Source organism: Massilia sp. BHUDP2 (genome assembly GCF_046236355.1).
In the GTDB taxonomy this organism is placed as follows: domain Bacteria; phylum Pseudomonadota; class Gammaproteobacteria; order Burkholderiales; family Burkholderiaceae_D; genus Telluria; species Telluria varians.
In genome coordinates, this window is the sequence record NZ_JBJUVW010000001.1 from 670,458 (window position 1) to 684,329 (window position 13,872).

Genomic DNA, 13,872 nt, shown 5'->3' on the forward strand with positions numbered 1-13,872 from the left:
GACCCACCGGGCATTGCACATGAGTACAGAACCAATCAAGGACATCGTCATCGTCGGCGGCGGCACCGCCGGCTGGATGACCGCGGCCGCGCTGTCCACCGTCCTCAACGGCCGCTACAACATCCGCCTCGTCGAATCGGACGAGATCGGCATTGTCGGCGTCGGCGAAGCGACCATCCCGATGATCCAGCGCTTCAATCGCGTGCTCGGCATCGACGAGAACGAATTCATGCGCGAGACCCAGGGCAGCTTCAAGCTGGGGATCGAGTTCGTCAACTGGGGCAAGCTCGGCGACCGCTACATGCACGGCTTCGGACGCCTCGGCCAGGACCTGGCCACGCTGCCCTTCGACCAGTACTGGAACAAGATGCGCCGCGCGGGCAAGGCCGCGCCGCTCGAGGAATACTCGATCACGCGGATGGCGTCGAAAGCCAACAAGTTCATGCCGCCGCGCTTCGACGTCCCGAATTCGCCGCTGCGCGACATCGGTTACGCCTACCACTTCGACGCCAGCCTGTACGCGAAATTCCTGCGCAAGCTGTCGGAGTCGCGCGGCGTGGTGCGCATCGAAGGCAAGATCACGCGCGCGACGCTGCGCGAGCCGGACGGCCATATCGACGCGGTCGAGCTGGAAAACGGCACCCGCGTGGAAGGCGAGCTGTTCATCGACTGCTCGGGCTTCCGTGGCCTGCTGATCGAACAGACCCTGCAGACCGGCTACGAGGACTGGACCCACTGGCTGCCGGCCGACCGCGCGCTGGCCGTGCCCTGCGAATCGGCGCCCGTCATCACGCCGTATACCCGTTCGACCGCGCACAAGTCGGGCTGGCAGTGGCGCATCCCGCTGCAGCACCGCACCGGCAACGGCCACGTGTACTGCAGCCGCTTCATCAGCGACGACGAGGCCGCGGCTACCTTGCTGGCCAACCTGGACGGCCGCGCGCTGGCCGAGCCGCGCCTGATCCGCTTCCAGACCGGCATGCGCAAGCTGGCGTGGAACCGCAACGTGGTGGCCCTGGGCCTGGCCAGCGGCTTCCTCGAGCCGCTGGAGTCGACCAGCATCCACCTGATCCAGTCCGGCATCCAGCGCCTGCTCGACTTCTTCCCGGACCGCGGCTGGAGCGCGATCGACCGCGATGAATACAACCGCCAGTCGCGCTTCGACTACGAGCGCATCCGCGACTTCATCATCCTGCACTACCACCTGAACCAGCGCACCGATTCGGACTACTGGAAAGAGTGCGCGAACATGGCCATTCCGGACGCGCTGCGGCACAAGATGGCCATGTACCGCTCGCACGGCCGCGTGGTCCGGGTCGACAACGAGCTGTTCTCGGAAGTCGGCTGGATCCAGGTCTTCGAAGGGCAGAACATGCCGATCGACGGTTACCACCCGCTGGCCGACGCGCAGTCGGACCAGGACATTGCCGAGTACCTGGAGAGCGTGCGCGAAGTGATCGCCAAGTGCGTCGACGTCATGCCGTCGCATAACGACTACATTGCCAGGATGTGCGCGGCCAGGAAAATGTAGCGCTTACCCTGTATCATTCGCGGCCCCATGCGTGAAGGCGCATGGGGCCGCCGTTTTTTTCCACTTGGTAAAAAACAGCCCCGTTCCAAATAGTGCCCGCCCTCGCTGCGCGAGAGAGTAAACTGCGGCTTCAGTATCAACTTTGAAAGTTTTGCCATGTCTGACACCCCCCTCCCGAACTTTGCCGACCTCGACCTCTCCGCGCCCGTATTGAAGGCGCTGAAGGACGTCGGCTACGAAACGCCATCGCCGATCCAGGCCGCGACCATTCCGCTGCTGCTGGCCAACCGTGACGTGCTCGGGCAGGCCCAGACCGGCACCGGCAAGACCGCCGCTTTCGCACTCCCGATCCTGTCGCGCATCGACATCAAGCAGGCCACGCCCCAGGCGCTGGTGCTGGCGCCGACGCGCGAACTGGCGATCCAGGTGGCCGAAGCCTTCCAGAGCTACGCCGCCCACATCAAGGGCTTCCACGTGCTGCCGATCTACGGCGGCCAGAGCTACGGCCCGCAGCTGTCGGCCCTGCGCCGCGGCGTGCACGTGGTGGTTGCCACCCCGGGCCGCGTGATCGACCACATCGAAAAGGGTTCGCTCGACCTGTCCCAGCTGAAAACGCTCGTGCTGGACGAAGCGGACGAGATGCTGCGCATGGGCTTCATCGACGACGTCGAGCACATCCTGCAGCAGACCCCGCCGGAGCGCCAGACCACGCTGTTCTCGGCCACCATGCCGCCGGCGATCAAGCGCATCGCCAAGACCTACCTGCGCGATCCGCAGGAAATCACGGTCGCCGCCAAGACCGGCACCAACGCCAACATCACCCAGCGCTACTGGCTGGTGGCGGGCATGCAGAAGCTCGACGCGCTGACCCGCATCCTGGAAGCGGAACCCTTCGACGGCATGATCGTGTTCGCGCGCACCAAGCTCGGCACCGAAGAGCTCGCGACCAAGCTGCAGGCACGCGGCTTCGCCGCCGTCGCCATCAACGGCGACATGGCCCAGCAGGCGCGCGAACGCACCATCGAGCAGCTCAAGAACGGCAAGATCGACATCCTGGTGGCGACCGACGTCGCCGCCCGCGGCCTCGACGTCGAGCGCATCAGCCACGTGGTCAACTACGACGTGCCCTCGGACCCGGAGAGCTACACCCACCGCATCGGCCGTACCGGCCGCGCCGGCCGCAGCGGCGAGGCGATCCTGTTCATCACGCCGCGCGAACGCGGCCTGCTGAAGGCGATCGAGCGCGCCACGCGCCAGCCGGTGGCGCCGCTGCAGCTGCCGACCGTGAAGGCGGTCAACGACGTGCGCATCGCGAAATTCAAGGAGCAGATCGCCAGCACGCTGGCCGAAGGCGGGCTGGAAGTGTTCCGTTCGCTGATCGAAGAGTACGAGCGCGAACAGAACGTGCCGGCGGTGGACATCGCCGCTGCGCTGGCCAAGCTGGCGCGCGGCGACCAGCCGCTGCTGCTGGAAAAGCCGGACCGCGAGGCGCGTCCGGAGCGCGCCGACTTCGTGCCGCGCGAGCAAGTTGCGTGGGAAGACCGTCCGACGCGTCCCGTGCGTGAACCGCGCGAACCGGCATTCAAGAAGGAGCGCGTGGTGCGCGAAGCGGAACCGGGCATGGCGACCTTCCGCATCGAGGTCGGCCACCAGCACGGCGTCAAGCCGGGCAACATCGTCGGCGCCATCGCCAACGAGGCCGACATGCCGGCCAAGTACATGGGCCGCATCGAGATCTACGACGACTACAGCACCATCGACCTGCCGGACGACATGACGCAGGAACTGATCGACCACCTCAAGACGGTGTGGGTGGCCGGCCAGCAGCTGAACATGACGCGCGACGGGCTGGAAGCGCCGATCGCCGCGGCGCCGAAGAAGAAGTTCTTCAAGAAGGACGCGGGCAAGAAGCCGCATCGCAAGGGCTGAGATTGATCGTACCGTGGACGGCATCGCCGTCCACGGTGTATCACGTTTTATCCGGCGCGAACATCCACAACAGCGCCTCGCGCAACTCTCCCGCCCAGAACGCCTCGTTGTGCTCCGCCCCCGGCACGATCTTCAAGACCGTGTTGGCCGCCGGATGCCCGGTCTTCTTCACCACCTCCGCCATGCGCTTGACGTCCGCATTCATCTGCGGCCCTTCCTTTTCGCCCATCAGCAGGAACACGCGCGCATCCTTGGGCACCGGTTTGGCGGCCACGAAATCGAAGGAGGGCTGCGCGGTCCAGTAGGCCGGCGAGAACACGCCCGCCTTGCTGAATACCTGCGGGTACTGCACCAGCGCGTAGTGCGAGGCCAGGCCGCCCATCGAGCTGCCCATGATCGCGGTGTGCTCGCGACCGGGCAGGGTGCGGTACTGCCTGTCGATCATCGGCTTGACGGTGTTGACGATGAAGTCGGTGTATGCGCGGCCTTCGCCCTTGCCGATCCGCTCGTTGTCCCAGGCGTTCAGCTCCGTCATGCGCTTGTCCTGGCCGTTGTCGATCCCGACCACGATCATTTCCAGCTTGCCTTCCCGGGCCAGCGCGTCCAGGGTCTCGTCCACCTTCCATTCGCCCGCGTAGGCGGTGGCCTCGTCGAACAGATTCTGGCCGTCGTGCATGTACAGCACCGGATAGCGCTTGTTCGAGCTCGCATAGCCCGGCGGCAGGTAGAGGCGCAGCTGGCGCTTGCGTTCCAGTCCCGGCATCGCGAGCGGCGCGCCCAGCAGGCTCACGCCGGCGGAAGCGGTCGAGGCTTTCGCACTGTCGGCAGGCTTGTCGGCGGCGACGGCCGAAGCGCCGAAGGCGGCGGCCAGCAGGAGGGAAAGAAGGGTAGGGCGAAACAAGGGCATGGCGTAGTCTCCTTGGTCGATTATTCTGTTGTTTGACTACAGAGTGCACGCTCTGGCGCCCTCTGTTGTGTCGATTCTACTATGACAGCTCTTCGATTGACACTCAGAAATCGCCATGTTATTTTGCTACAGCTACCTGTAGGTCGGCCTGATGTGGGCTGCCTGCATCACACGAGAGCCCGCTCAGGTCCGGGCCGTCATTGGGGACACACATGGATATGCAAACCGCGGCCATCAAGCCGCGCCTGTCGTTCTGGCAGCTCTGGAACATGAGCTTCGGCTTCTTCGGCATCCAGTTCGGCTTCGCACTGCAGAATGCCAACACCAGCCGCATCTTTTCGACGCTGGGCGCCGACCCCGACAACCTGGCCCTGTACTGGCTGGCCGCGCCGGTGACGGGCCTCCTGGTGCAGCCGATCATCGGCTACCTGAGCGACAACACCTGGCACCCGAAATGGGGACGCCGCCGCCCCTTCTTCTTCATCGGCGCCGTGCTGGCCGCCATCGCGCTGTTCCTGATGCCGAATTCCGCCGCGCTGTGGATGGCCGTGGCCGTGCTGTGGATGATGGATGCCGCCATCAACGTCTCGATGGAACCGTTCCGCGCCTTCGTCGGCGACAAGCTGGACGCCTCGCAGCAGACCGCGGGCTATGCAATGCAGACCTTCTTCATCGGCTGCGGCGCGGTGATCGCCTCCCTGCTGCCGGTCTTCTTCGAATCGATGGGCGTGTCCAACGAAGCGGTGGGCGGGATGATTCCCGAGACCGTGCGCTATTCCTTCTATGCCGGCGGCGCCATCTTCTTCCTGGCCGTGCTGTGGACCGTGGTGAGCGCCGACGAGCTGCCGCCGCCCGACATGGACGCCTTCAACGCCGAGCGCAAGCATTCCCGCAGCGTTGGCGTGGCCGTCAAGGAGATCCTCGGCGGCTTCGCCAAGATGCCGAAGACCATGGTGCAGCTGGCCTTCGTGCAGTTCTTCACCTGGATCGCGCTGTTCGCGATGTGGATCTATACCGGCTCGGCGATCGCCGACAACGTCTGGGGCACCACCGATGCGCAATCCTCGAACTTCCAGGCCGCCGGCAGTTTCGTGGGCGTGATGTTCGCGGTGTACAGCGGGGTGTCGGCGCTGGCCGCCTTCCTGCTGCCGGTGTTCGCGCGGGCTACCAGCCGCAAGACCGTGCACGCGACCTGCCTGGCGGTCGGCGGCCTGAGCCTGGCCAGCCTGGTCCTGATCACCGACAAGAACATGCTGATGCTGCCGATGATCGGCGTCGGCCTGGCCTGGGCCTCGATCCTGACCATGCCCTACGCGATCCTGGCGGGCTCGCTGCCGGCCAAGCGCATGGGTTACTTCATGGGCCTGTTTAACTTCTTCGTCGTGATCCCGCAGATCGTCAGCGGCCTGCTGCTGGGCGGCGTGACCAAGCACTTCTTCGGCGGCCATACCGTCATGACGGTGGCGCTGGGCGGCGCCAGCATGCTGCTCGCGGCCGTGCTGACCCTGTTCGTGACCGACCGCGCAGCCCCGGTCAAGGCCGCGATCTGAGTCGCCGCGAGGCTTGCGCCAGTGATTCCGCGCCTGTCGTATCGTAACGTTTTATCAACATCAGTGGATGTTGCAATTCGTTATAACGACAGGAGCGAAGCATGACCATCCAGACCGTCCCGACCACGCCATTCGCCGGACAGCGGCCCGGCACCTCGGGCCTGCGCAAGAAGGTGACCGAGTTCCAGCAAGCCGGCTACCTCGAGAATTTTGTTGAAGCAATCTTCCTGACCCTGGGCGAGGGCCCGGGGCGCACCCTGGTCGTCGGCGGCGACGGCCGCTATTTCAACCGCGAAGCGATCCAGACCATCCTGCGCATGGCGGCCGCCCACGGCATCGCCCGCTGCCTGGTAGGGCGCGGCGGCATCCTGTCCACCCCGGCGGTGAGCTGCGTGATCCGCAAGCACGGGGCCTTCGGCGGCATCGTGCTCTCGGCCAGCCACAATCCCGGCGGCCCGGACGGCGACTTCGGCATCAAGTACAACATCGAGAACGGCGGCCCGGCGCCCGAGAAGATCACCGAGGCGATCTTCGCCCACACCCAGGCGGTGAGGTCCTACCGCATCAGCGACGCCGCAGCGGTCGACCTCGACCAGCTGGGGCGCACCCATCTCGAGAACATGGTGGTCGAGGTCATCGACCCGGTGGCCGACTACAGCGAGCTGATGGCGCGCCTGTTCGACTTCGAGGCGATCCGCGCGCTGTTCGGCCGCGGTTTCCGGATGCGCTTCGACGCCATGCACGCGGTCTCCGGTCCCTACGCCAAAGCCATCATCGAAGGCATGCTGGGCGCGCCCGCCGGCACCGTGGTCAACTGCGATCCGCTGGAGGACTTCGGTGGTGGACACCCGGACCCGAACCCGGTCAACGCGGCCGACCTGATCGACCACATGAATGGCCCGGACGCGCCCGACTTCGGCGCCGCCTCGGATGGCGACGGCGACCGCAACATGATCGTCGGCCGTGGCCTGGCGGTGACGCCGTCGGACAGCCTGGCCATCATCGCCGCCAACGCCACCGTGGCGCCCGGCTACGCCAAGGGCATCACCGGCATCGCGCGCTCCATGCCCACTTCGCAGGCGGCCGACCGCGTCGCGGAAAGCCTGGGCATCTCCTGCTTCGAGACCCCGACCGGCTGGAAGTACTTCGGCAACCTGATGGACGCCAACCTGGTCACGCTGTGCGGCGAAGAAAGCTACGGCACCGGGTCGCACCACATCCGCGAGAAGGACGGCCTGTGGGCCGTGCTGTTCTGGCTGAACCTGCTGGCCGCGCGCAAGGATTCGGCAAATGCGTCCGTGAACGAGATCGTGCGCGAACACTGGGCCCGCTTCGGCCGCAACTACTATTCGCGCCACGACTACGAGGCGGTCGACGCCGCCGCCGCCGACAGCCTGGTGGCGGCGCTGCGCGCGAAGCTGCCGGACCTGGCCGGCCAGACGCTGGGGAGCTTCCGCGTGGCCGAGGCCGACGATTTCGTCTACCACGACCCGGTCGACGGTTCGGTGGCGACGCGCCAGGGCATCCGCATCATCATGGCGGACGGCTCGCGCATCGTGTTCCGCCTGTCCGGCACCGGCACCGAAGGCGCGACCATCCGCCTCTACCTCGAACGCTACGAGGCCGACCCCGCACGCCACGAGCTCGATACCCAAGACGCTCTCTCCGAACTGATCCCCATCGCCGACAGCGTGGCGGAACTGCGCCAGCGCACCGGCCGGGAGCGCCCGACCGTGATTACCTGACCCACCACCAACCACAGGAACCCGCATGAAACTTCCCGTCCTTGCCGCCTCCATGCTGCTCGCCTTTGGCGTCGCTACCCAAGCAGCCGCACAGACCACCGCCAGCCAGCCGGCCGGCAAGCCCTTCGTCTGGGAGAACGCCACCGTCTACTTCCTGCTGACGGACCGCTTCAACAACGGCGACAAGGCAAACGACCTGGCGTACGGCCGCAAGGCCGATGCCGCCAAGCTGCGCGGTTTCATGGGCGGCGACCTGGCCGGCATCACGGCCAAGATCAAGGACGGCTACTTCAAGGAGCTCGGCGTGAACGCGATCTGGCTCACGCCTCCGGTCGAGCAGATCCATGGGCCGACCGACGAGGGCACCGGCCTGTCCTATGGCTTCCACGGCTACTGGGCCAAGGACTTCACCGCCGTGGATGCCAACCTGGGCACCGAGAAGGACTTCCGCAACTTTGTCGAGACCGCGCACGCGAACGGCATCCGCGTGATTCTCGACGTGGTGATGAACCATACCGGCCCGGTCACCGCGCAGGACCCGGTCTGGCCCAAGGACTGGGTGCGCACGGGGCCGAAGTGCACCTACAAGGATGCGCCGACCACGGTCGACTGCACGCTGGTGGACAACCTGCCGGACATCCTCACCAATAGCAATGCCAACGTGGCCCTGCCGCCGGCCCTGGTGGCGAAATGGAAGAAGGAAGGGCGCTACGAGCGCGAGGTGAAGGAGCTGGACGACTTCTTCAAGCGCACCGGCTACCCGCGCGCGCCGCGCTACTATCTCATCAAGTGGCATGCCGACTGGATCCGCAAGTATGGCGTGGACGGCTTCCGCGCCGACACCGTCAAGCACACCGAGCCGGGCGTGTGGAAGGAACTCAAGCAGGAAGCCAGCCTGGCCTATGAAGAATGGAAGCGCGCCAACCCGTCCAAGCGCCTCGGCGACCTGCCGTTCTTCATGACCTCGGAGGTCTACAACTATTCGATCCACCACGGCCGCAGCTTCGACATGGGCGGCGGCGTCAAGGTCGACTGGCTCGCCAACGGCTTCGACAACATGATCAACTTCAGCATGAAGTCGGACGCGGCCAAGGGCTACGAACAGCTGTTCTCGGATTACTCGAAGGCGCTGCACGGCCCGATGAAGGGCTACGGGGTGCTGAACTACCTCAGCTCGCACGACGACGGCAGTCCCTTCGACCCGGCGCGCCAGCGCCCGATCGAGTCGGCCAACAAGCTGCTGCTGGCGCCGGGCGCCGCCCAGATCTACTACGGCGACGAGACCGCGCGCCTGCTCAACATCGAAGGCGCCGAAGGCGACGCCAAGCTGCGCTCCTTCATGAACTGGGACGAGCTGGCAGCGAATGCACAGCGCGGCGCCCACCGGGTGGCCGAGGTACGCGAGCACTGGGCCAAGCTGGGCCGCTTCCGCGCCGCCCACCCGGCCGTCGGCGCCGGCGTGCACCAGATGCTGGCCTCCAGCCCCTACACCTTCAAGCGCACCTGGCAAAAGGATGGCGTGACGGACCGCGTGGTGGTCGCGCTCGACCTGCCGAAGGACAAGGCGGTGCCGATTTCGGTCGCCGGCGTGTTCAACGACGGCCAGACGGTGCGCGACTGGTACTCGGGCAAAACCGCGGTAGTAACTGGCGGCAAGGTGCAGTTCCCAGCGGCAGCGCCGGTCGCCCTGATCGCGCAGGACTGAGCCGCGCCACAAGCCGCCACGGCCATGCCGTGCGCGGCTTGCGCCCCGATACAATGGTGTCCGAGACAATCACGCTTTGACGTCGACATGACCGACACCGGACCCCTGTATTGGAAGCGCGAAGACGCCGCCGCGCTGCACACCCTGCTGCTGGAAAAGACCCGCCAGTACGGCATCATGTTCTACGATGCCGAGCTGCGCATCACGGGCTGGAACTCGGGCGCCGAGTTCATCACCGGCTGGACCGCGCCCGAGGTGCTGGGCAAGCCGACCGCCATGCTGTTCGTTCCCGAAGACCGCGAGCGCAAGCTCGACGAGCACGAAGCCAATACGGCCGCCCTGGTCGGGGTCGGCGAGGACGAGCGCTGGCACATGCGGCGCGACGGCTCCTGGTTCTGGTCGAGCGGCGTCAGCCTGCCGCTGCACCGCGAAGGAGGACGGGTGACGGGCTTCGTCAAGATCTTCCGCGACGCCACCCACCTGCGCGTGCGCACCCGCTATCTCGAGAACGAACTGAAGGCGTCCAGCGAACGCGAATCCCGGCGCGACGTATTCCTGGGCACCATCGCGCACGAGATGCGCAATCCGCTGTCGCCGCTCAAGACGGCGGTCCAGCTGATGCGCATGCAGGCGGGCGACGCCGCCGCCATGGAGCGGCCCCTGCAGGTGATGGAGCGCCAGCTCGGCCTGCTCGAACGCCTGGTCGAAGACCTGGTCGACGTCGCCCGGGTCAGTACGGGAAAGATGAGCATCAACTACGAGCGGGTCGAATACCAGGCCCTGCTGAACGACGCGGTGGACGGCTGCGCCACCGCCGCGCAGTTCAAGGGGATCGCGATCCACCGCAGCTTTCCGCCCCTGCCGATCGAGGTCGAGGTGGACGCGCGCCGGATGCAGCAGGTCTTCGTCAACCTGCTCAACAACGCGGTCAAGTTCACCCCGCAGGGTGGCGACGTCTGGCTGACGGCCACCGTCGACCAGACCCACTTCATCTGCTACCTGAAGGACAGCGGCAAGGGCATTGAGCCGGAGATGCTGCCCAAGATCTTCGACGTGTTCACCCAGGCCGAGAGCGGGCGCGCCGACCGCGGCGCAGGACTGGGCATCGGCCTGGCGCTGGTGAAAGAGATCGTCGCGCTGCACCAGGGCACGGTCGAGGTGCGCAGCGAAGGCACGGGCAAGGGCAGCGAGTTCACGGTGCGCATTCCCTTGCGTCGACCGGACGCGGAACAGGGCCGCCGCGAGCGGCCCGAGCAGCCGGAACTGCCCGGCAAGCCCTGAGACCTTAAGGCGGATGTCAGGTTGGTGTCCTGTGTTTCCGCTATTCTTGCCGTTCCGCCAACCCACCCTTGCTCATCATGCCTGTACTGACACGCTTGTCCGGCGCGCTGCTGTGCGCCGCATTCACCCTCGCGCTGCCCGTCGCCGCCCAGCCTGCCGCCGAGCCGGCCTATGGCCCCGAGCTGGAAGGCTTCGACTATCCGTATCCGGTCCAGCGCTACCAATTCACCTCGCAGGGCGTGAAGCTGCAGATGGCCTACATGGACGTCAAGCCGGCCAAGCCGAACGGCCGCACGGTGGTGCTCATGCACGGCAAGAACTTCTGTGGCGCGACCTGGGAAGGCACGATCAAGGAGCTGAGCGGGGCCGGCTACCGCGTGGTGGCGCCCGACCAGGTGGGCTTCTGCAAGTCCACCAAGCCCGCCCATTACCAATACAGCTTCCAGCAGCTGGCGCAGAACACGCATGCGCTGCTCGCATCGATCGGTGTGAAGAACGCCATCGTCATGGGCCACTCGACCGGCGGCATGCTGGCGGTGCGCTACGGCCTGATGTACCCGCAGCAGTCCGAGCAACTGGTGCTGGTCAACCCGATCGGCCTGGAAGACTGGAAGGCCGTGGGCGTTCCCTCGCTGGGCGTGGACAAGTGGTACGAGCGCGAGCTGCAGACCACGGCCGAGCGCATTCGCAACTACGAGAAATCGACCTATTACGTGAACACCTGGAAGCCGGAATACGAGCCCTGGGTGCAGATGCTGGCCGGGATGTACCGCGGGCCGGGCAAGCAGATCGTCGCCTGGAACTCGGCGCTGCTGTACGACATGATCTACACGCAGCCGGTGGTGTATGAGTTCCCGCATTTGACCATGCCGGTGCTGCTGCTGATCGGGCTGAAGGACAGCACCGCGATCGGCAAGGATGCCGCGCCGGCGGAGATCCGCCCGAAGCTCGGCAATTATCCGGAACTGGCGAAGCAGACCGCGAAGAGCATTCCGAAGGCGACCTTGGTCAGTTTCCCGGACATGGGACATGCGCCGCAGATGCAGGATCCGGCGCGCTTCCACCGCGAGCTGCTGAAGGGCTTGCTTCGGTAAGCCGGATGTCGCTTTGCGTAGGGTGGGCGGGTCTCCCGCCCACGCGGTGATTGTTACTGGCACCGATCTCGGGCGCGATGATCTTGCTGCAAACTATCGCCGCGTGGGCAGGGTACCTGCCCACCCTACGGTAAACCGTAGCGCAGCAAGCGTATTCTTGCCAATCGTTCAATGGTATCCTAACGCGATCCGGGGCCGAGGTCCCGCCCAGCCCTGAACCGCGATGACTGTTGAACCCGATACCGAACTGAAACCCTCCCGCGCCGCTTTCGCCGACGGTCCGCGCCTGCTCGCCGACATCGGCGCCACCCATGCGCGTTTCGGGCTCGAGACCGCGCCCGGCGTGCTGCGCCAGGTGTCGGTGCTGCTCTGCGACGACTACAGCGGCATCGTGCCGCTGCTGCACGCGTACCTGGCCCAGACCGGCAGGGTGCGCATCAACCACGCTGCGTTTGCCCTGGCCAACCCGATCAGCGGCGACTACATCCGCATGACCAACCGCGACTGGGAGTTCTCGACCGACGAGGTGCGCCGCACCCTCGGTCTGTCGACGCTCCTGATCGTGAACGACTTCACGGCGCTGGCGATGGCCTTGCCGGGCTTCGAGCCGAAAGACCTGATGCAGGTCGGCGGCGGCGCCCCGCAAAGCCACGCGGTGGCCGGCGTGCTCGGGCCGGGCACCGGCCTGGGCGTGTCGGGCGTGATCCCGACCATCGACGGTTTCGTCACCCTGGGCAGCGAGGGCGGCCACGTCAACTTCGCCCCGGCCGACGAACGCGAGTTCGCGATCCTGCAGCACGCCTGGCAGGAATGGCCGCACGTGTCGAACGAGCGCCTGATCTCCGGTCCCGGCATCGAACTGATGTACCGGGCGCTGGCCAAGCGCAATGGCGTCGAGGCGCCGGCGCGCAGCACCGCCGACATCGTCAGCGGCGCGCTCGACGACAAGGACGCCCTGTGCCTGGAAGTGCTGGAAACCTTCGCCGGCATGCTGGGCGGCGCAGCGGCGAACCTGGCGGTGACGCTCGGCGCTTTCGGGGGCATCTTCATCGGCGGCGGCATCGTGCCGCGCATCGCCGAATGGTTCGCCACGTCGCCGTTCCGCGCCCGCTTCGAAGCCAAGGGCCGCTTCACCGACTACATCGCCCAGATCCCCACCTATGTGATCATGACGCCCAACCCGGCCCTGCACGGGGTGTCGGCGATCCTGTCCGAGCACCTGCGCGGCCGCAGCGGCGCCAACACCCTGATGGACCGGGTGCAGCAGCTGCGCCACGAACTCTCGCCGGCCGAGCAGCGCGTGGCCGCCCTGGTGCTGGAGCATCCGCGCAAGGTGCTGTCCGAGCCGATCGCCGAGATCGCGCGCCTGGCGGATGTGAGCCAGCCGACCGTGATCCGCTTCTGCCGCTCGCTCGGCTTCCAGGGCCTGGCCGAATTCAAGCTCAAGTTCGCCGGCAGCCTGACCGGCACCATCCCGGTGCGCCACAGCCAGGTGCGCATGAGCGACAGCACCCACGACCTGTCGGCGAAAGTCATCGACAACACGGTGTCGGCGATCCTGAAGTTCCGCGACCAGTTAGATGTGCACGCGATCGACCGCGCCATCGAGCTCTTGAGGCGCGCACGCCGCGTCGAGTTCTACGCGATGGGCAATGCACGCGCGGTGGCACTGGATGGCCAGCACAAGTTCTTCCGCTTCCGCATCCCGGCCGCGCTGTACGGCGACTCGCACCTGTTCACGCTGGCCGCCGGCCTGCTGGGGCCGGGCGACGTGGTGATCGCGATCTCCACCGGCGGCCAGCTGCCGGAGCTGCTCGAGGCCGTGGACACGGCACGCGCGGCGGGGGCGGACGTCATCGCCATTACCAGCAGCAAGTCGCTGCTGGCGAAGAAGTCGACCGTCTGCCTGGCGGTGGATCACAGCGAGGACAGCACGACCTTCCTGTCGATGATTTCGCGCATCCTGCAGCTGCTCCTGATCGACATCATGTCGGTCGGCATTTCGCTCGGCAACCACAACGGCAATGGCGAAGCGGGCGACGGCGATGCCGAGCGCCGGCTCCTGATCTCGCACTTAGATATATAAGGGCTTTACGTATTGACCGTGGTCAACATGGTGCTAGAATTGGC

At 66.2% G+C, this 13,872-nt stretch carries 9 protein-coding genes; 8 read left to right on the forward strand and 1 reads right to left on the reverse strand.

Annotation, left to right across the window (positions count from 1 at the left end; translation table 11 throughout):
- Window positions 1-19: 19 nt before the first annotated feature.
- Window positions 20-1,531, forward strand: coding sequence for a tryptophan halogenase family protein (locus ACK6C6_RS02905; protein ID WP_409265805.1), 1,512 nt, complete (start codon window positions 20-22; stop codon window positions 1,529-1,531).
- A 156-nt stretch (window positions 1,532-1,687) separates the two neighbouring features.
- The gene (locus tag ACK6C6_RS02910; RefSeq protein ID WP_409265807.1) at window positions 1,688-3,460 is read left to right on the forward strand and encodes a DEAD/DEAH box helicase; all 1,773 of its coding nucleotides are present in this window, start codon (window positions 1,688-1,690) and stop codon (window positions 3,458-3,460) included.
- Between the two features lie 40 nt (window positions 3,461-3,500).
- On the opposite strand, the gene ACK6C6_RS02915 is transcribed toward ACK6C6_RS02910, so the two are convergent.
- Window positions 3,501-4,367, reverse strand: coding sequence for an alpha/beta hydrolase (locus tag ACK6C6_RS02915; RefSeq protein ID WP_409265808.1), 867 nt, complete (start codon window positions 4,365-4,367; stop codon window positions 3,501-3,503).
- Window positions 4,368-4,579: 212 nt separating this feature from the next.
- Between ACK6C6_RS02915 and ACK6C6_RS02920 the strand changes: the two genes are divergently transcribed.
- From ACK6C6_RS02920 to ACK6C6_RS02945, 6 genes are all read left to right on the forward strand, one after another.
- Window positions 4,580-5,917, forward strand: a complete 1,338-nt coding sequence (locus ACK6C6_RS02920) for an MFS transporter (RefSeq protein ID WP_036214453.1) — start codon at window positions 4,580-4,582, stop codon at window positions 5,915-5,917.
- A gap of 101 nt (window positions 5,918-6,018) precedes the next feature.
- Entirely contained in the window at window positions 6,019-7,662 is a 1,644-nt protein-coding gene (locus tag ACK6C6_RS02925; RefSeq protein WP_409265810.1) for an alpha-D-glucose phosphate-specific phosphoglucomutase, read from the forward strand.
- A 25-nt stretch (window positions 7,663-7,687) separates the two neighbouring features.
- On the forward strand, window positions 7,688-9,367 hold the full coding sequence (locus ACK6C6_RS02930) for an alpha-amylase family glycosyl hydrolase (RefSeq protein ID WP_409265811.1): 1,680 nt from the start codon (window positions 7,688-7,690) through the stop codon (window positions 9,365-9,367).
- 87 nt (window positions 9,368-9,454) lie between these two features.
- Window positions 9,455-10,648 carry an ATP-binding protein gene (locus ACK6C6_RS02935; RefSeq protein ID WP_409265812.1) on the forward strand — a complete coding sequence of 398 codons (1,194 nt, stop codon included), beginning with the start codon at window positions 9,455-9,457 and terminating at the stop codon, window positions 10,646-10,648.
- A 77-nt stretch (window positions 10,649-10,725) separates the two neighbouring features.
- Window positions 10,726-11,742, forward strand: coding sequence for an alpha/beta fold hydrolase (locus ACK6C6_RS02940; RefSeq protein WP_409265814.1), 1,017 nt, complete (start codon window positions 10,726-10,728; stop codon window positions 11,740-11,742).
- Window positions 11,743-11,965: 223 nt separating this feature from the next.
- Window positions 11,966-13,828, forward strand: coding sequence for a glucokinase (locus ACK6C6_RS02945; protein ID WP_409265815.1), 1,863 nt, complete (start codon window positions 11,966-11,968; stop codon window positions 13,826-13,828).
- The last annotated feature ends 44 nt before the right edge of the window (window positions 13,829-13,872 follow it).

What these genes read in the sequence shown, in the direction of transcription:
- ACK6C6_RS02935 (WP_409265812.1), top strand. Translation starts at nt 9,455, where the DNA reads ATGACCGACACCGGACCCCTGTATTGGAAGCGCGAAGACGCCGCCGCG.
- ACK6C6_RS02930 (WP_409265811.1), top strand. Translation starts at nt 7,688, where the DNA reads ATGAAACTTCCCGTCCTTGCCGCCTCCATGCTGCTCGCCTTTGGCGTC.
- ACK6C6_RS02915 (WP_409265808.1), bottom strand. Translation starts at nt 4,367, where the DNA reads ATGCCCTTGTTTCGCCCTACCCTTCTTTCCCTCCTGCTGGCCGCCGCC.
- ACK6C6_RS02925 (WP_409265810.1), top strand. Translation starts at nt 6,019, where the DNA reads ATGACCATCCAGACCGTCCCGACCACGCCATTCGCCGGACAGCGGCCC.
- ACK6C6_RS02945 (WP_409265815.1), top strand. Translation starts at nt 11,966, where the DNA reads ATGACTGTTGAACCCGATACCGAACTGAAACCCTCCCGCGCCGCTTTC.
- ACK6C6_RS02940 (WP_409265814.1), top strand. Translation starts at nt 10,726, where the DNA reads ATGCCTGTACTGACACGCTTGTCCGGCGCGCTGCTGTGCGCCGCATTC.
- ACK6C6_RS02910 (WP_409265807.1), top strand. Translation starts at nt 1,688, where the DNA reads ATGTCTGACACCCCCCTCCCGAACTTTGCCGACCTCGACCTCTCCGCG.
- ACK6C6_RS02920 (WP_036214453.1), top strand. Translation starts at nt 4,580, where the DNA reads ATGGATATGCAAACCGCGGCCATCAAGCCGCGCCTGTCGTTCTGGCAG.
- ACK6C6_RS02905 (WP_409265805.1), top strand. Translation starts at nt 20, where the DNA reads ATGAGTACAGAACCAATCAAGGACATCGTCATCGTCGGCGGCGGCACC.